The following is an 18,368-nucleotide window of genomic DNA, read 5'->3' on the forward strand; positions in this document are numbered from 1 at the left end:
CGTGCGACGCGACAGACATTGCTTTCCGAGAGAACGCCCTCACGCCGTATTTTGTTCACATCGCCACCCCAGCAACCCAATAATCCTTGCAATCTGAAAAAATATATGATTGAAATACGTCAAAATTAAATATATTTGTTAATTTTGAGCCGGATAAATTCTCTTTAGTGGCATGAACGTACATCCTAAATATCCAATCGGAATGCAATCCTTCTCGCGACTCCGCGAGGCGGGCAGTCTTTATATAGACAAGACTGAATTTTTTTATAAATTGTTTTCGTTGGCGAAATATATATTTTTAGGACGTCCGCGCCGCTTCGGCAAGAGTCTTTTCCTTTCCACTCTTGAATCATATTTCAAGGGGGAGCGGGAGTATTTCAAAGGATTGAAAGTGGCGGAGAGGGAGACGGAATGGATTAAGTATCCGGTGATACATCTCGATATGAGTTCAGCCGGAGGAGCTGTTTCCGGTAGTCTGCGAAAGAATTTTCAGGCGTTGCTTCAGACGTGTGCTTCTGATTATGGAGAGGATCTGTCGGCATATCCGGGTGATGAGAGTTTTAAATTCGGATTGCTCATAAAAAGACTGGCGGAGAAGACCGGACAGCCGGTAGCCGTGTTGATAGATGAATATGATGTTCCGATTCATGGTGTTGATCCGGAATCGGATATATATAGGGAGAATCAGTCGATGCTCCGTGAACTTTTCATGCAGTGTAAGTCCTATGATGCCTATATAAAATTCTGTATGGTGACGGGTGTGACCCGTTTCAATCAGATGAATCTGTTCTCCGGACCGAATAATTTTAAGGATATTTCGATGGATGAACGGTTTGCCACAATCTGCGGATTTACACATGAGGAGTTGACTGCATATTGCCGGGAAGGTATTGAGGAGTTTGCCTCGGTGATGAATGTCACAACGGATTCAATTCTTGATAGTCTTACAAAATATTACGATGGCTACCGATTCACGGCAAGAGATGTAAAGGTGTTCAATCCGTTGAGTGTAATGATGTCGTTGTCGGATTATAAATTGGAGGCATATTGGGTGAGTACTGGTTTGACCTCGGTGTTTGTCTCGCAGCTGATGAATCCGACATTCCAATTGCCGGAAATCACCGACACTTGGTATGATTCACAATCGTTGACAAAAATCTATGATATGGAGGACCCTATTTCGCTGATGTTTCAGTCGGGTTATCTCACCATATCGGAATATGACCGAGAACTTGACATGTATAAGATGCAGGTGCCGAATCAGGAGGTGATGCGTTCGCTGACACAAGACTTGATTCCTGCATATATGGGTAAAAAGGAGGATTCCCAAAATATGCAGTTGGTTCAGTTGAGGTTGGCTCTTATGCGCGGAGATGTTGATAGGCTAATGGATATTCTGAAGACTATATTATCACGGATAGCATATCATCTGTTTCCAAAGGATAGTGAACCTTTGATACAGAAGGAACACTATTATCATACGGTTGTGTATCTGATTTTCATGATGCTGAGGTCAAATGTCTTATGCGAATTGGCAGGCTCAAAAGGACGAAGCGATCTTGTCGCGCAGACGGATAGATACGTATATATATTTGAGTTTAAGATTGATAATGCGTCAGATGGTAATATAGCAGCCGCATTCAGACAAATTGAGGAGAGAGGGTATGCCACAAGATTCAAATACACAGGTAGAAAGATATATGGCATAGCCGTAATCTTCTCTGTTGAGGATCATGATATAGCTGATTGGGCTATGCGTGAATACTAATTTTAGATTTTAATTCATGATTATTAGACAGTTCTTTTGGGTATTTATTGCTTCAGTGGTTTTGATGGCATCTTTCGCTTGCTCGGACTCTGTTGAGCGGAGGCGTATGGGGCAGGCGGAAGGGATTATGCAGGAGCATCCCGATTCGGCTCTCTCGTTGCTGGAGTCGTTGGATAGGGATATGCTGACCTGTGATTATGACAGGGCATTGTATGGATTGCTATATACGCAGGCACTTGACAAGAATTATCTTCAGATAGAAAATGATTCCATAATCTCCTTCGCTGTGGACTATTTCAGGGCGAATGGTGATGAGGAACGTCTTATGAAATCGCTTTATTATCATGGTATTGCAAAATTGGGTATAGGCAATTATCCGGTGGCTGTTGTCTTATTCATGCAGGCGATGGATATTGCTGACAGGATTGGCGACAAGTTTTGGGCGGGTATGTCGGCAAGAGGTGTGGCAGATGTCTATACCGAGACCTATAATTCCTCGGAAGAACTTATGTATGCAGAGAGGGAATATGAGAATTTCAAGGCAGCGGGTATCCAGCCACATCTTAATTTTGCACTTCTTGATTTGGAGCGGGCGTATAATAACATGGGGGATTATAACAAGGCTTGCGAGATGTGTGAGCAAGTGGAGGAGCTTGCGTTGTCTACGGGAGACACGCTCCTTCATGAGAACTGTCTTCGGGCATCAATAACAGCCTATATCGGCAATAATGAGAGTGAGAAGTCTGTAGAGAAGATCCGTATGCTTTGTGACAATGGTTGGAGCACATTGGAAGATTCAACTTATATGGTAGTGGCATATTCATTGCTTGGAGAGACGGATAGTGCGACCGATCTTTTTAATAAGATATCATGCCTTGACAGTTTGCGTTATAATTTTGCTGCATATCATTTGACGAAAGCAAAGGGAAAAGAATCGGAGGCTCTTAAAAATTTAGAAATTCTTCATGAATTGTCTTCGCGTATAGTTCGGATTAATATGAACAGTGGATTGATATCATCTGTTGCAGATTATTATAAATTGTCAAATGAGAGTGTACGAAGAGAATTGGAAATATCAAACCGATTATTTTGGTGCTCTTTGGTTATAGGCGGTCTTGTTATAGTGATATTGGGTTTTGGTATTTTTATATTGATAAAAAGGCAACAGAAGGCTACTGAGGACAAAATCCTTTTTGCCGAACAACTTCAGGAAATGCATGATAAGAATGATAGGGTGAGCATTGAATCAAATAAGAAGATAAAAGAATTATTGGCTTCAAGATATGGTCTTCTTGATGATCTTTGTGTTATTGTCCGGGGTAATGATGTGAAGTCGGCAAAAAATAAAATAGTAGATACTGTTTCCTCTCTAATAAACGGATTGTCGATAGATGGGGAAAAGATTCGTGAGTTGAAGCAGGAGGTTGATACGATGCATGATGGATTGATGACCGATTTTGAAAAAGATTTACCGGGTCTTAAGGATGCGGATTATTGTCTGTTCCTTTTTTCTGTTCTTGGATTTTCCAATACGGCAATTGCTCTTCTTTTGAAGGAGGATAAGATTAATTCGGTCTATGACCGAAAACGACGACTTAAAGATAGAATCCGGCAATTGAAAGATCAGGAAAAAGAGCGTTATTTATCCTTCCTTTGAGCATTCAAGGGAATGCTTATACAAAATTTTGATTTATAATTTGGTTTTTGATATTTTCCCATATTTGATAATCAGCCTGTTATAAAGAAACCAAATCTTAAAATTTGGTTTCTTTATAACAGGCTGATTACCAGTATATCTTGTTGGGGCAAAACCAAATGATTTTTGGGAAATTATTTGGCATTATATGAAAAAGTGCCGTAATTTGCCGATATCATCATAACTAATTAAATTTAGAATATAATTTTTACAAGAGATGATATAAAATAAACTTTTAACAACTATATTATTATGAAAGTATCGAATTTTGTTGGGACAGGTATGATAATGACTTGTCTCATGTTATCCACCTCTTGTTCTTCCACAGAGGATAATGAGATTGTACTTCCGAATGATCGTGTAGATATAGAATTGAATGGTTCGACACGTGCCGCAGCAAATAGTCTTAAAGACTTTTATGTCAACTTCACGACGGATGCAGCCAAATATGTTGACAACGAGTCTGATTTATCCGGTAATTTCATTGTGTCTCCACTCTCTGCATCTATGGTATTATCTATGATCGCCAACGGCGTGGAGGAAGATGTCAGGCAAGAGATAAGCGATTATCTCGGCACAAATGATGTTGATGCGTTAAATTCTTTTGCATCGACCATGTTGACCAAACTTCCGAAGATTGATAACCAGACAGAAGTGAAATTGGCAAACTCAGCATGGGTAAACAACAATTATAAGTTGCTGACCGACTACTCCTCGCTACTTTCAAATCGATATAACGCTGAGATAAATTATCTTGATTTTGTGGGAAATATTGAGAAGGAATCTAAAATCATTGACAATTGGTGTGCTAAACAAACCAACGGTGTTATCTCGAAAATGGTTGATAAGATAGAACCAAACACATTGGCTATAATTCTAAATGCGGCATATTTCAAAGGTCTGTGGAAAGAGGGTACCTTTTCAGAAAAGAATACTACAAGTAAACCGTTCCACGGAACAAAAGGGACTAATGATGTTGACATGATGCATGCTGACCATTCAGTTCGCGACTATTACAAAGATGATAATTTTGAACTCTTCTATCTTCCTTTCGGAAATTCTGCATATTCCTTGATGGTAGTGCTTCCTAATGAAAACATGTCGATTGAAGAAGCAAATAATATGCTTTCTACCGAGTTGCTTAATGACCTAAGAAGTAATGCTGTGGCATGTAATCTTGCCGTTGATCTGCCAAGGTTTAAAGTAGATACCAACTTGAAACTTGATGATATTCTTAATGAAGGTGGTCTTTCAAAAACTGTTGGACTATTGGCATTGGATATGTTTGAAAATGGACCCCAAAATGGATTTGTCAAATACCATCAAGGCGCAGCCTTAATGATTGATGAGAAGGGTGCCAAAGCAGCTGCAGCCACATCAGGCTCTATTGTTGACTCAGCTCCTATAATTACGGGTGGGACATATTCTGTCTCCGTAGATCGTCCTTTCTATTTCTTCCTGATGGAGATTAGCACACAAGCATGTGTGTTCTCTGGAAGAATCACAGATATTTAGTACTTGCAAACATCAAGCACATCATGTTCTGACATCAAGCACAAAGGACTATGATTGTGCATGATGTATTAGCATGATGTGCATGATGTATCATGATGTATCGTGATGTGCATGATGTATCTGGGAGAGTTGCTATCAGAGGACGTATTCTTCGAAGAGGGTGGTGAATTTGTTGTCGAGATCATTGGTGATGCCGGGATGGGGACGGGAGGTCTGAAGGCAGGAGCTCTTTACGGCTGTGAGCCATCGGAAGCGTTCCTCTACAGGAAGGTCTTTCATGGTGCCTGACTCTGTTGTGCCGTCGGCTACGGCTTTGAAAAAATTTGCCTGCCGCATCACCTCTTCCTTGCTGAAGGGTGAACGGAATGCCGTGAGACGCGATTCGTCGACTGAAAGGTGTACCTTTATCCATCGTTGCCGTTTGCACATCATGATAAGCCCGATATTGATAAACTCATCGCGCTCCACACGTGGTAGATAACGGATCACCGCGTATTCATACAAGTGATTTTCTTGTGTCGTCTGCATATTGTGCAAAAATAATGGAATTTTTTAATCTTTCTGTCAGGAATAGCTTATAGCTGTCGCGTATCTGGTTAGGGGTAAGATCTTCCCCCTCTCTGTGAAGCCATTCGTCGGGAATCAGGTCTATAATATGGGAGAGGGTGCGGGGTGTGATTTTCTGGCGCATCAGTTTGTCGATCTCCACGATACTTGATGCCTTGCGAAGCAACGCGTGGTTCTTGATGTAGGGGAAGGGGGAGAGGGCTGCCTTCATCGGATCACTCCATGCGTGATGAAACATCAGTGAGGCTCCATGATCAATGAGCCACAGTTTGCGGTCCCATACGAGCATATTGGTGTTGAGAGTGGTGCGGTCCACGTTTGTCAGGAAGGCGTCGAGCCAGACAATCTTGGCGGCTGTAGCCGGATCGATGTCATTGACCGAAGCATCGAAGGTGAAGGCTCCGGAAAGGAAATGCAGACCGATATTTCTGCCGACACTCCCTTTAAGCAGATCCTGGATCTCTTCGTCGCCTTCGGTGATACCGAATTTTTGGTCAAGGTCGAGGAATACGAGTTCGGGCACATTGAATCCGAGTGCATGTGCCACCATACCGCCGATCAGTTCGGCGATAAGGGCTTTTGTACCGTGACCGGCGCCACGGAATTTGACAACATATTTGAAGCCATCTTCAGCTTCCGCCAACGCCGGCAGCGATCCTCCCTCGCGCAAAGGCGTTATGTAACGGCATAATTTCTCTTCACGTAGTCTCATGACAATATAACGATTGGGATAGGAAATATGTTACATCAAGATACATCAAGCACATCATGTTTTTACATTATGCACAGATGTATTATGTGCATGATGTATTAACATGATGTGCTTGATGTATCTTGATGTTATCGCATGATGTATCATGATGGACATGATATATCATGATGTAATCGCATGGTGTGCATGATGTATCTTGATGTTGGGAAGTTGGCGGAGGGTCTCGAGGCACATGCGGGAGTTGTGGTAGGGGCATTTCCAGAAGCCGGCTTTGTCTTCGCGGCGGTTAATGGTGCCGTCGGGGAGACGACTCCACCACCATTCGCCGTTCTCTGTGTCGACGATGTTGGCTTTCACGTAGTCCCAGCAGCGGAGTGCCTTGTCGAGGGCTTCCGGCATATCGTGGTAACGTGCGAGGTAGGTCAGTCCGACGATGTTTTCTGCCTGTACCCACCAATGGCGTTCGGAATCAAGTCTGCCGTCTTCGTGCCGCTCATAGATGAGTGAACCGTCCGGCTGCAATCCTTCGAGGGCGGCGAGTGCCAGCTTGCGTGTCACCTCTTTTGTCTCTTCATACAGAGCCTTGTTGCCGATCACTTCGGCTGCTTCCAGCATGAGCCATGATGCTTCTATGTCGTGACCGTAGGAGATGGCATGATCCACGCGCTGCATGTTGTCGTCAAAGAAGAGTCCCATGTGGTTACTGTCCTTATCCACGATTGTGTCGTTGAAAAGACGGAGCAAGGATGCGGTCGCTTCAATGGATTCATCCGTTCTCCACACGCGCAACAGGTTGGTGTAGCCTTCAAGGATATGGAGATGAGTGTTCATCGTCTTGGAGGAGTTCAGATCCTTGTCGCTCAGACGCATGTCGCCGATAGGTTGCCAGTCGCGTGTAGTGGCTTCAAAATATCCTTCACCGTTATGGTCGCGGCTGTGTGTCTCGATGATGTGAAACAGGTCGATTGCCGTGTTGAGAGCTTTTTCATCCTTTGTCAGCATGTAGTATTCGCTGAGGGCATATATTGAGAAAGCTATAGCATAGAACTGTTTCTTGGTATCGAGCGGCGTATCGTCGGCGTTAACCGACCAGTAGCATCCGCCGTATTCCGGATCAATGAAATGCTTGGTGAACCAAGCGAATTGCCGCCGGGCAGCGTCAGCATACTCCTGATTTCCGGTGGCACGGGCGGCCGCCGCGAAGGTCCAGAGGATGCGGGCGTTGAGGATACATCCGCGCGGTTCCTCCGGATGAAGGGTCTCGGAAGAATCCTTTCTGCCGAAGTACCCCCCTGCCGGATCTTCCAACCGGAGCCAGTAGGGGAGTATATTGTTGTTGAGATTGTCGGCAAGTTCTTCCGACAACTTTTTTATAACTGAATTATCCATTATTTTCAGGCGTTGATTTCGTTGAAGTTCGCAGCCTCGTCAGCAGCAGGGTTATTGCGGCGGATGCGCAGGTCGTCGGCTATCGATTTCACCTTGCCGGTTGTGAGCGGATAGAAATACATTGCCACGAATGCCAATACTGCCACGGCTGCGGGTATGAAGCTCATGAGTGCCCACAGGCAGTTTACTGCAGCTTCAGGCTGAGCCACGGATGCGTCAGCCGATGCCACGTAACCGAACGCACTGAGGAGCCACAGCACTGCCGCACCACCGATTGCGCCACCGAATTTCTGCGCCATTGATGAGGAACTGAAGATGAGTCCGGTGGAGGCGGTGTGGAAGCGGTGTTCGGAATAGTCTGCCACGTCGGCATACATCGCCCATACCAGCGGCGACATTATGCCTGTCAGTATGGAGATGAGGATCTGACATACCAGCATGAGGAAGAATCCGAATGAGGTGACGGGTAGGAAGAAGAAGCCCACGCTGAGTATGGCGAGCAGCACGTTGACAAGAAGGAACGTGTTCTTTTTCCCTAATCTCGACACGATGGGCACTGCAAGTGCGACACCTGCCATGTTGGCGATCTCTCCGATGCTAAGGAATAGACCGGAATAGAAGAGTATCGAGAGCCCGAAGAACCACATATTGGCGTCCGCACCGATTACATCGGCAAAGAAATAGGCTACAGTTGCACCTCTGACCGTATTGAAGAGATTGAAGCAGAGTGCAGCGGCAATGAGTATCCACCAAGGATGGTTTTTGAGAAGAGCCTTGAAGTCGTTGCCAATGCTGACTACGCTCTTTGTCTTCACCACCTCTCGCGTCATAGAGAAGCAGACGATGAAGAGCACGAGGCATGCGGCGGCAATCACCACCATCGCCATCTGCCAGCTTGTAGACATCGACATTCCGAAACTGCGCTCAAACATGGAGCATAGAGGCTCCCATGAAGCCAAGGCTATGAAAGAACCGGCGTAGGCGAAGAGCATACGGAAGGAGGAGAAGATGGTCTTCTCTTCGGGATTATCAGTGACCACCCCGAGCATCGCGCCGTAAGGCACGTTTATGCCGGTATAGACGGTCATCATGAGCACGTAGGTGACATACGCCCATATCAGCTTCCCGGCGTAGGAGAAATCGGGAGTGGTGAACAGCAGTATGCCGCAGATTGCAAAGGGTGCGGCAAACCATAGCAGGTATGGTCTGTATTTACCCATGCGTGTGTCGGTGCGGTCAGCCACCACTCCCATCACCGGATCCGAGACGGCATCCCATATTCTTGTGACCATCACGAGCACTCCGGCATCGATCAGCGACAGCCCGAATATGTTGGAATAGAAGAACGGCAGGTAGTAACTGAATATTTTCCAGAACATCGACGACGCCATGTCGCCGAAGCCGTAACCGATTTTTCGAGAAAGATTAGCCATGGCGATTTAAACCTTAATCCTTAAACCTTAAACTTTAAACCATAAACCATCAATCCTTCAACGCGAGGTTAGCGTCGATGAGTCGGTTGAGGGTCTTTACAGATTCGCCGGTGGTCAGTCCGTCTTCCGGAGTGTTGAGGCAGTAGTCGACGAGCTGGTCGATGGTGGAGGTTGCCACGTGCATACGGGTGTCGGACGATGCGTAATAGATGAATACGGTTCCATCTTCGTCGGCAATCCATCCGTTGGCGAAAAGCACGTTCATCACATCGCCCATATATTCCTCACCTACGGGAGCCATGAAGTATCCGCCGGGGGCTGCGATACGTTTCCATGGTTCTTCAAGCGAGGTCATATACATATAGAGCACGTATCTGAGACCGGATGCACAGGCTCTCACACCGTGGGCAAGGTGAAGCCATCCTTTGGGTGTCTTGATGGGAGCGGGACCTTCACCATTCTTCACCTCCTTGATGGTGTGGTAATGGCGTTCGTCGATGATTATCTCCTCGCCGACAACGGCATTTGTAATGTCGTCAATGAGTGCCCAGCCGATACCGCCGCCACTGCCTGTGTCGATGAAGCCATCCTGCGGACGGGTGTAGAGTGCATACTTGCCATTTACAAATTCGGGATGAAGCACCACATTGCGCTGCTGGCTCTTGCATTTGAGGTCGGGGAGACGTTCCCAGTTCTCAAGATCTTTCGTGCGTGCGATGCCTGCACAGGCTGTTGCAGCGGAAAGGTCGCCGGGACAGCTGTCGTCATGACGTTCTACACAGAAGATGCCATAGATGTAGCCATCCTCATGGGCGGTGAGTCGCATGTCGTAGACGTTGGTGCCGGGAATCTCATCCTCCGGCATTGTGATGGGGTGGTCGCGGAACACGAAATTGTCGATACCGTTCGGACTCTCCGCAATTGCGAAGAAGGATTTACGGTCGTTCCCTTCCACACGCACCACAAGTACATATTTATCCTTCCATTTGATTGCACCGGAGTTGAGGGTGGCGTTTATGCCGATACGCTCCATGAAATAGGGGTTGGTCTCCGGATTGAAGTCATATTTCCAGAATGGGGGTACCATCTCGGCAGTCACCACGGGATGTGCATAGCGTGTGTAGACTCCGTTGCCGTCAATGGGTATGTTGTGGCGTGTGATGAGTGTCTCGTAGTTTGAAAGGACCAGATTTTTTCTTATGTTGAAGATATCCATTGTCTGTTGTTGTGAAGAGGGTGAATAGATTATTGTTTTATGAATTTAACTGAAGGGTCAGATGCGAATTTCTTGAAATCAGCCTCAGCCGGATGTCCCGGATAGGGGGTGTAGAAATGCTGCGGTTTGTCGTGGGCGTTTCTCCATACCGTGACGTATGCCACGGGGTATGATTTCAGGATCGGGAGCAGTACGGAGGTGTACCAGTCGTCGATTACGACCGACTCGCATCCGGTCTCTGTGAAGGCGGCGATCTTACCGCGTCGTTCAGCCTCCTCACAGGCTATGCTGAGAGTGTTGCCGGCATCATTGCGATAGGTATCGGTCCCTTCTGCTCCGTTGAAATGATATACGTCGGCTCCGAGGATATCTACATATTCATCTCCCGGATAGCGAGCCATGTATTGTTCGGCAGAGGAGCACCGGTCGGGAGAATAAGCCCAGACCACGTTGTCGACACCCTTTGCATCAAACTTCTCACGCATTATTTTCCAGAGTGACTTATAGTCGTCGGCAGTGCAGTTGCCGGTGCCCCACCAGAACCAGCTTCCGGTGTGCTCATGCCAGGGGCGGAATATCACGCCTATCCTTTGGCCGTCGCCATCTTTCAGGGAGAGGAAGAAATCTGCGAGCATGTCGAGCTGTTTCTCGTAGGCAGCCTTTCCATCGGGGGTGTTTACCATCTTGCTGACGGCAAGCGAGTCGGTTGTGGTCCAGCTGTCGGCTCCGGTGAGTGGGTGATAGAGGTGCCAGCTGAAAGTGTTGACGCCTCCGCGAGCCGCCTGAGCAACTACTTCTTTCCTCATTGTGTCAAACGGCACACCGTCGAGATTGGCGGATTTGCCGAGTTCAAGCGCACCAAGGTCCCAGCTCATTACGGTGGGATATGCACCGGTGACTGTCACAACGTCGGAGGTGCCTTCCCATTTCCATGAATGACCATACACCGGATCGTCATGATGACCGAACATCACTATGCTGTCGGCGACTCCGGCGGCGAGACGCTCTTTGAGCATCTCAGCCGGAGTGGATATTGTCTGTTCGTCGGCAACTTCTGACTTTGCCTTTCTGCCACAGCCGGCAGCCATGATGGATATTGCTGCGACGGCTATAAGAAATCTGTTCATATAATTTAGGTTGGTTATAATTCTCTCTGTTATCAGAATGTCACGTCACCACGGTTGATGACGAGAGGATTATCCATCACTGTTTTCCATTCGTTGTTGGTGTTCCATTCGCCGAAGGCGGGCTTGCCGTTGTCGTCAAGGTCATACCATCCCATGAAGTAGCTCCAGAGAGCACCATCAGCAAGGGCGGATTCCACATCGAGAAGGTTGCCACATTCAGTCAGTGCGACGAGTTTCTTCCCTTTGACGAGGTTATAGAGGATTTCAAACTGTGAGGTCTGGTTTGTAAGAGGATCCACGTATAGGTCGGCACCAACTATGTCGACGAGATCATCTCCGGGATATGCCTCCGATATCTTTGTCATGGATGCTGGTTTCCCTTCGTCGGAAGTCTGTACGGTCCATACCCATATCAGGTTGTTGAGTCCATATTCCACTGTGAGTTTCTCGCGGAGCCATGACCAGAGCTGTTTGGTGGTCTCCACACCGGAGTTGCCCCACCAGAACCAGCTTCCCCAAGTGTAGTCGCCGGCAGCTTCATGGAACGGACGCCAGAGCACCGGAATGCCGGCATCCTGAAGGAGTTTCAGATAGCCTGCCACTTTCTCAACGTCGGCAGTCGCCACTGTATTTTCCCAAGTGCCGTCGATGAGTACGTTAGCAGCATTGAAGGCATCGGAAGAGGCATCATAGCCCAATGAGGGGTCGTCCTGCGATTTGGGCACGTTCCAGTGCCATGTAATGGTTGGGATGCTTCCGGCTTCCCATGCGTTCTTCACCGGAGTGATGTCGCCGTAGTTGATCCAGTCGGCAGGAGAGGATGCGAGATGGATATAGTCGAAGCCGATGATTGCGGGATATTCGCCTGTAGCGGAATGGATAAGATCGGTGAACTGGGTAGACCATGCCACTTCTCCCATTGCGCCTGAGAGCTGCTTTGTGCCGTAGTTGTCAAGAAGGACGTTGAAAACTTTCTGAGCCTCGGCGGTGGCGTTGGGGTTGGTGAGAGATCGGGTAAGAAGGGAGGAGTCGATAATCATCGAAGCACCTTCGGTGGAGAAGGTGACGGTGGTCTCCGGAGCGAAGGTCTTTGTGCCTATGCCGGCTACCGCACGTGAGGGGATATTGAATACGTATGTCTTCCCTTTCGACAGATTGAAGGATGCGGTGAGTTTGTTATCGTTTACCTCAACCGATTCGATTGATCCGCCGGATAGCGTTATGCCGACAGCGGGGTTAAGCACGATTCCGGTGGAGTATTCCACAGTTATGCTCCCTGTGGATGCGCTCACAGTGGCACCGTTTGCGATGGAGGTGCTGACCACGTTCACGTCTACTGGAGCGGTCTCGCTCCAATCCGGTTTGTGGCTGTCGTCGCAGGATGTGATACCGGAAAACAGGAGTGCCCCCGCGAGAATATATGCAGTTGTTTTCATTATTTCTTGTTCTGTTTTGATTCTCCGGAAGGATTGCCAAACCCTTCCGGAGAATCATGGCTTTATGAGTATTTCGGAGCTTTTATTCTATTGTCAGTTTGGTCAGGATGATATCATTGCCCTGAATCAGCAGACCGTGGTTGTTGACGAGCTGGTTGATGTCGTCGGCAGTGAGGATAAATTCCACGTTTGTCTGAGATGCCGGACAGTCATAGTATTCCTGTGCGGATCCGGGGAGCATAGCCCAGTCTTCACCGCGTCCGAACTTGATACAAGGCTGACTGCCGCCGGTGGTGGTGTAGTAGGCACGTAGGATCTGACCGGGTTTCCATGTTGAGAAAATGTTGGCGATTGCATCATCATTCCATGCGAAATCCTGCATACCTCCCCATCCGGTAAGGTCAGCGTTGCCGGTCCAGAACACAGTCTCAAGGGAGTTCTCCCATTCGATGTGTACCTTGCTGACTACTGTGCCCTGACCCTGTATCACCATAGCTGTCTCTGACCATCCGTCATCGGTGGTAAGGATTCTGTTGAGCACTTCCGCAGAGAGTTCAAATTCTGCTGTAGTGGCTGTCTGAGCGGGTTCAAGCATTGCCATCTGACCCCAGTTGGCATCGTTCACCTGAATCTGAGTGTAGTCGTAGGGTGAGATATGGAACACCAGCTTTGCACCTGCGGGCACGCCTTCGAAACTGCTCTTGTAGAGACGGAATGCGCCACCGGCATCTTCACCTGCCCAGCTTCCGAGGTCGCGTACCTCAGAGAAGATCACGTTCTCCACATGGGTGGCGGGGATGAAGGCGATGTTGTATGAGATCTCGCCGTTGGATGAGAGGAGGGTGAATGTGGAGTTCTTTCCGGCAGATTCCGGCACCTGTATGATCAGTCGGTTGCCGTTGAGGATATACTGCACGTCGTTGCCGTTGACCTTAACTCCGGTGAGTTTGTCGGCATTTGCAATCATGATGGAGAATGTCTCGCCGGCATTGATCTCGGCATCCTCTGCGGGAAGCTCGGTGGCGTATGCACATTCGGGAGCTGTAAGCTCGATTGCATCGGTGTCGATGGTCTCGCCGTTGGAGAGTGTCAATGTGACGGTGTTGCTTCCGGCAGTGAGAGTGGCAGGGATATTGACAGTAAATTCTGTGGCGGTGGCTCCGGTCACTTCAACTGTAGCTGCACCTCCAAACGTGATTGCAGTCACGTTCTGAAGATTGCGTCCGGTCACTTTCAATGAGGATGCGAGTGCTGCGGGAGCCGGTGTGTAGGCTACTGCTTCCGGTTTGAGAGTGGAGATCTCCACGTCTACCGCGCCACCGGATGCTGTGCGTAGCACGGCGTTACCGCTCTGTGTGCCGGCTGGAACTGTCACGCTGATTTCTGTGGGCGTAACGTTGTCGGGAACGACAATCTCCTCCACGTTGGGGAATGACACACCTGTGACAAGCTCCATATTGATGCCCTTGAACTTGATGACGTCGCCGCCCCAGATTGCGGATGCGGGATCAGCCACTACCTCTTCAGGGAGTGCCACACCGATAGTGGCGATTGCCACTTTCACGCCTGATGCCGGGAGCATACAGATTGTGCCGTCGGTCACGTCGGCGGGGAGCACGAATGAGAGTTTATCCTCATTGACGTTGAATTCCACCTGTTCGCCGGAAGGCATCTCCACGGCTGTCACAAGGTCGATATCTTTGACAGTGATGGTGACGGTCTCGCCCGGTTTGATCTTGGTGAGGTCTGCGACACGTTCAACCGACGGGAGCACAATTGTCACGTCCTCCTCGGAATGGATGTGGTTGGGGATAGGTTCGCCACCGTCGCTGATGGTGATCTTGCCTGTCTGTGCCTCTGCCGGCACCACAAGTGAGATCTCCTGACGCGTGTGGGTGATGAAATCCTTTATGCCGACAGCCACTTCGTCGGTGAATATCACCTCCTCGATGAGGTTGAGATAATCGCCGCTGAGTGTGATCTGCTGACCCGGTTTCACAGTCATCGGAGAGATCTCGTCGAGAGAGATCGGCTCGGTGAAGGATAGCTCGGTCAGAGATTCAATGTCGCCGTTGGCATGATGGAGCACCACTTTACCCGGCTCAGCGTTCTGAGGCACGATGATGCGTATCTCCTCATTGCTGACTACGGATATGTCGGTCACGTCGCCGGCACCCGGAAGGGTGATTGAGGTGATGCGGTCCATGCCTGAACCGAGGAAACGGAGTTCACCGCCGCGTGCCACGGGGCGCGGTCCCCAGACGTTGAGGTTTACGCCTCCCTTATACTGCTGGGTGTCGTAATTATCGTCGCTGCATGATGTCATGATAGGTGCGGAAAGGGCAGCGCACATCATCAGCATGCCTGTGATTTTATATATCTTTTTCATTGCTTGATCGCATATTAATTGCTTAAGTATTCCGGGTTAGTTCTTTACCGCACGTATATTGTCTATCTTCAGCATCGGGGTGCAATCAACTCCGGTGACACCGCCGTTCCAAAGGAAGATCTGGAAACTTGCGAAGTCGGATGCACTGCCGAGGAAGGATGTCGCGCCTGAGCCGTCGGGGGCATACACGAAGTCTTTGATCGGTAGCGATACGGTAATCCATTCGCCGCCGGTGTGATATGCCTCGTTGATGGTCCAAGGTGTCCAAAGTCCGCGTGCCATTGTGGTCTGGAGATAGTTGTTGTTGGCACCTGCCACGGTGTTGCCGAAGATATCGGTGCCGGCATTACCCATCGACACTTTATCTGTCCCAGCGAATATCAGCTGCATTGCACATGACTGCCATGCTGCATTTTCCGGTATGCAAAGTTCGAATTTCAGGCTCATGTTGTTGTAGTCGGAGAAATCGACGATATCAAACAGACGCACGCCCTCGCGTTCGGGGTAGTCGGTCGGGGTGTTCCAGCTTCCTGCCCAATATTCGAAAGAGAAGTTGCCATCGTCCCAAGCATCTGCACCGGCAAGTGTAGTAGCACCGTCGCCGAGGCGGATATAGTTGCCACTGATGCCTGTGCCGTCATTTTCGATGGGCACGTTGTGCCAGCCGTGGTTGCCGAGTCCGGTGAGACCGTCAAAGTCAAACATCATGCCTCGTGTGTCGAGATAATGGAATGAACTGAGCCCGTCGCCATAGATGGAAGATACTGTTATCGCACCCTCCTCAGCACCCTCCGGCACCACTACTTGAAGCGTCTCTTGCTCGATGCTGCGGATCTCGGCGGGAACGTTTCCGGGGAATGTGACGGTCAGAGGCACGTTGGGATCATCTGCGAAGTAGGCACCGGTGAGTGTCACTACAGATCCGGCATGGGCATACTCACACGACATGGCATCCACACGGGGAGCCGGCACGGATACGTTGAAGGGGTATTCCGTGGTTATGCCGGACGATGTGATGAATCGAGCTTTATTAGTTACCTCACCCGGAATCACGTTGGGTATGTCGACGATGATTGTGTGGCTTGTCACCATTGTAGGGTTGAGTTTTGCTTTCTGGTCGTTGAACCATATCTGCTGCACGTCGCCGAGATTGTCGCCCACGAAAGCGAGGCGTGTGCCGAGAGATGCGCTCACCACGAGGGAGTCGGCAGTCTCAATATCGCACATACGGGCATACTTGATGACCGGGGTGGCGCCCTTGTCCTTGTCGGCATCTGTCTCGCTGCACGACATCATTCCGCCTGCAAGAAGCAACCCGGAAAGAGCCACAAAACTATATCTTATATTGTTTTTCAGATTATTTTTCATCGGTTTCTGATTTTTTGAAACAAGTTTGGATGACTTCATTCAGCTGCCCCGCCATAGTAGTCGACTGGCTCACCCATGAGAGCCGGAGAACTTGACGATACGGCAGCCGGGATGGGTGCTACAAACGACAGGTCGGTGAGAAGAATCTCATCATACTGTCCGCCGTCGGCTGTGTTGCTTACGACGATGTAGATGTCGCGGTTGTTTTCGTTCGAGGCGTCGATTGTCGGATATTTGTTGTAGTCCGGCACTATCATTGATGCACGGTTTAGCCCTGTGCCGTAGCCGTTGTTGAGCATCTCGAGAGCGGCGGCATTACCCTCACGGTAGCGATAACGCTGGGTGTCGAACCAAGTTTGGCTCTCGAATGCGAGTTCGCGACGACGTTCTTTAAGGAGTTCCATGTAGGTGACGGATGATGCTTCAGCTACACCGGCACGCTGGCGCACCATGTTGTAGTATTTCATTGCTGTGGCGTCGGAAGTGGATGATGCTGTGCCCATCTTTGCCTCAACGTAGGTGAGGTAGACGTCGGCGAGACGCATGAGGTAGATGTTGTTGGCGGCATCCTGATTAATTCCGACATTTCCGTCGCAGTCAGCACCCTTACCGATGATGTATTTCTTTATGTGGGCAAGCATCTCGTTGCGGTCTTCGAGCACGTCGCCGTTACCGTCGCGGCTCACGTATTGGTAGGTGTAGCCACCACCTGCGCGGTTGAGCATCGGATAGACGTCGCCGTTGGTCATGTAGGTCCACATACGGCGTTTGTCGTTGCGGTCATACATCTGCTGTAGGGATAGAGTCGGACCCTTACCTGCGCCCCATGTCTGGTCGGCTATCACGCTTGAACGGCTCCATGCCGTATTGCGTGCGTTGCCGTAGGAGTATCCAAGCACACCGCACTGTATTGCGAGGATTGATTCCGGACCATTGTTAGCCTCCACGTCAAAGAGGGTGGAGAAGTCGATCTGGGTCAGAGCCTGAGTGTTCTCGATCACGTCGAGAGCATCGGCGGCAGCCTTCGCATAGAGAGCGTCGCGGTCATAGCCGTAGTCTTTGTGAGCCGCCATTGTGACGGCGAGTTTCGCACGGAGTGCGCGAGCCTTGCGCTTGTTGAGACGGTAGTTGTCGGTGGTCTCTTCCGGAAGAAGCTCCACGGCTGCGTCAAGGTCTTCCATTGCGAAGCGGTAGACGCTTGCCTGAGTGTTGCGCGGCACATCGAGATTGCCTGATGAGATCATCTCGGTGTTGTTCTCGATCACGGGGACGTCATGCCATACCTCAGCCAGCATGTAGTGGCAGTATCCACGCATTGCACGCGCCTCTCCGAGGGCCTGATCCTTGTCCGCCTGGGTGATTGTGCCGCCGCAGATTGGCACTATGTCGTGGATGATGCTGTTGGCATCAAGGATAACGTTGTAAATACCTTTCCAACCCTCGTTGAGATAGGGGTTGACGGATGTGTATGTTCCGAAATACCACTGACCCTCGTCGGAATAGGTATAGTAGATGTCGCCGTTGATCATGTCGAGCTTCCACTGGAAATTCATGTGGAAGTTGCTCCAAGTCTTGGAGGCATAGAGAGCCATTGTGGTCGACTGAAGAGCAGCCGGGGTTGTATAGTAGGTCTCCAGTACGGGTTTGTCGATGGGGTCGATTGTCAGGAAATCGTTGCAGGATACGAGCGATCCGCCGATAATCAGAGACAGGACTGAAGTTTTGATTATATTTTTCATTTCTGTATTCGGT

Annotated in this window: 13 protein-coding genes; 3 read left to right on the forward strand and 10 right to left on the reverse strand. The window is 49.2% G+C overall.

Annotated elements, in window-relative coordinates:
- Positions 1-172: 172 nt before the first annotated feature.
- The 3 genes from E5331_RS13390 (at position 173) to E5331_RS13400 (ending at position 4,979) form a co-directional block, all read left to right on the forward strand.
- Complete coding sequence (locus tag E5331_RS13390; RefSeq protein WP_135985360.1) at positions 173-1,768, forward strand: ATP-binding protein; 1,596 nt, start codon at positions 173-175, stop codon at positions 1,766-1,768.
- A 16-nt stretch (positions 1,769-1,784) separates the two neighbouring features.
- A complete protein-coding gene (locus tag E5331_RS13395; RefSeq protein WP_135985362.1) occupies positions 1,785-3,425 on the forward strand; it encodes a tetratricopeptide repeat protein in 1,641 nt (546 codons plus the stop codon).
- 291 nt (positions 3,426-3,716) lie between these two features.
- Positions 3,717-4,979, forward strand: coding sequence for a serpin family protein (locus E5331_RS13400; RefSeq protein ID WP_123481518.1), 1,263 nt, complete (start codon positions 3,717-3,719; stop codon positions 4,977-4,979).
- 135 nt (positions 4,980-5,114) lie between these two features.
- Here E5331_RS13400 and E5331_RS13405 read toward each other — a convergent pair whose 3' ends face one another.
- The 10 genes from E5331_RS13405 to E5331_RS13450 form a co-directional block, all read right to left on the reverse strand.
- Positions 5,115-5,507 carry a DUF3037 domain-containing protein gene (locus tag E5331_RS13405; protein ID WP_123481517.1) on the reverse strand — a complete coding sequence of 131 codons (393 nt, stop codon included), beginning with the start codon at positions 5,505-5,507 and terminating at the stop codon, positions 5,115-5,117.
- Positions 5,476-6,258 (reverse strand): HipA family kinase, encoded by a 783-nt coding sequence (locus E5331_RS13410; protein WP_123481516.1) that lies wholly within the window; start codon positions 6,256-6,258, stop codon positions 5,476-5,478. Before E5331_RS13410 ends, E5331_RS13405 begins: the two co-directional genes overlap by 32 nt.
- A gap of 162 nt (positions 6,259-6,420) precedes the next feature.
- The gene (locus E5331_RS13415) at positions 6,421-7,647 is read right to left on the reverse strand and encodes an AGE family epimerase/isomerase (RefSeq protein WP_169477677.1); all 1,227 of its coding nucleotides are present in this window, start codon (positions 7,645-7,647) and stop codon (positions 6,421-6,423) included.
- A 5-nt stretch (positions 7,648-7,652) separates the two neighbouring features.
- Positions 7,653-9,080, reverse strand: coding sequence for an MFS transporter (locus E5331_RS13420; RefSeq protein ID WP_123481514.1), 1,428 nt, complete (start codon positions 9,078-9,080; stop codon positions 7,653-7,655).
- 49 nt (positions 9,081-9,129) lie between these two features.
- Positions 9,130-10,296, reverse strand: a complete 1,167-nt coding sequence (locus tag E5331_RS13425; RefSeq protein WP_123481513.1) for a glycoside hydrolase family 130 protein — start codon at positions 10,294-10,296, stop codon at positions 9,130-9,132.
- 29 nt (positions 10,297-10,325) lie between these two features.
- The gene (locus tag E5331_RS13430; protein ID WP_123481512.1) at positions 10,326-11,423 is read right to left on the reverse strand and encodes a glycoside hydrolase family 26 protein; all 1,098 of its coding nucleotides are present in this window, start codon (positions 11,421-11,423) and stop codon (positions 10,326-10,328) included.
- 32 nt (positions 11,424-11,455) lie between these two features.
- On the reverse strand, positions 11,456-12,859 hold the full coding sequence (locus E5331_RS13435; RefSeq protein ID WP_123481511.1) for a glycosyl hydrolase: 1,404 nt from the start codon (positions 12,857-12,859) through the stop codon (positions 11,456-11,458).
- An 82-nt stretch (positions 12,860-12,941) separates the two neighbouring features.
- Positions 12,942-15,248 carry a hypothetical protein gene (locus E5331_RS13440; protein WP_123481510.1) on the reverse strand — a complete coding sequence of 769 codons (2,307 nt, stop codon included), beginning with the start codon at positions 15,246-15,248 and terminating at the stop codon, positions 12,942-12,944.
- A 36-nt stretch (positions 15,249-15,284) separates the two neighbouring features.
- Positions 15,285-16,616, reverse strand: a complete 1,332-nt coding sequence (locus E5331_RS13445) for a glycan-binding surface protein (protein WP_135985363.1) — start codon at positions 16,614-16,616, stop codon at positions 15,285-15,287.
- Between the two features lie 35 nt (positions 16,617-16,651).
- Positions 16,652-18,355: a RagB/SusD family nutrient uptake outer membrane protein gene (locus tag E5331_RS13450; RefSeq protein ID WP_123481508.1), complete on the reverse strand. Its 1,704-nt coding sequence runs from the start codon at positions 18,353-18,355 to the stop codon at positions 16,652-16,654.
- Positions 18,356-18,368 lie beyond the last annotated feature (13 nt).

Origin of the sequence: Lepagella muris (assembly GCF_004793975.1) — a bacterium.
GTDB lineage: Bacteria > Bacteroidota > Bacteroidia > Bacteroidales > Muribaculaceae > Lepagella > Lepagella muris.

Bases quoted from the DNA above. Each gene is read 5' to 3' on its own strand.
- E5331_RS13390 (WP_135985360.1), top strand. From the start codon at position 173: ATGAACGTACATCCTAAATATCCAATCGGAATGCAATCCTTCTCGCGA.
- E5331_RS13440 (WP_123481510.1), bottom strand. From the start codon at position 15,248: ATGAAAAAGATATATAAAATCACAGGCATGCTGATGATGTGCGCTGCC.
- E5331_RS13395 (WP_135985362.1), top strand. From the start codon at position 1,785: ATGATTATTAGACAGTTCTTTTGGGTATTTATTGCTTCAGTGGTTTTG.
- E5331_RS13420 (WP_123481514.1), bottom strand. From the start codon at position 9,080: ATGGCTAATCTTTCTCGAAAAATCGGTTACGGCTTCGGCGACATGGCG.
- E5331_RS13450 (WP_123481508.1), bottom strand. From the start codon at position 18,355: ATGAAAAATATAATCAAAACTTCAGTCCTGTCTCTGATTATCGGCGGA.
- E5331_RS13425 (WP_123481513.1), bottom strand. From the start codon at position 10,296: ATGGATATCTTCAACATAAGAAAAAATCTGGTCCTTTCAAACTACGAG.
- E5331_RS13445 (WP_135985363.1), bottom strand. From the start codon at position 16,616: ATGAAAAATAATCTGAAAAACAATATAAGATATAGTTTTGTGGCTCTT.
- E5331_RS13410 (WP_123481516.1), bottom strand. From the start codon at position 6,258: ATGAGACTACGTGAAGAGAAATTATGCCGTTACATAACGCCTTTGCGC.
- E5331_RS13405 (WP_123481517.1), bottom strand. From the start codon at position 5,507: ATGCAGACGACACAAGAAAATCACTTGTATGAATACGCGGTGATCCGT.
- E5331_RS13400 (WP_123481518.1), top strand. From the start codon at position 3,717: ATGAAAGTATCGAATTTTGTTGGGACAGGTATGATAATGACTTGTCTC.
- E5331_RS13435 (WP_123481511.1), bottom strand. From the start codon at position 12,859: ATGAAAACAACTGCATATATTCTCGCGGGGGCACTCCTGTTTTCCGGT.
- E5331_RS13415 (WP_169477677.1), bottom strand. From the start codon at position 7,647: ATGGATAATTCAGTTATAAAAAAGTTGTCGGAAGAACTTGCCGACAAT.
- E5331_RS13430 (WP_123481512.1), bottom strand. From the start codon at position 11,423: ATGAACAGATTTCTTATAGCCGTCGCAGCAATATCCATCATGGCTGCC.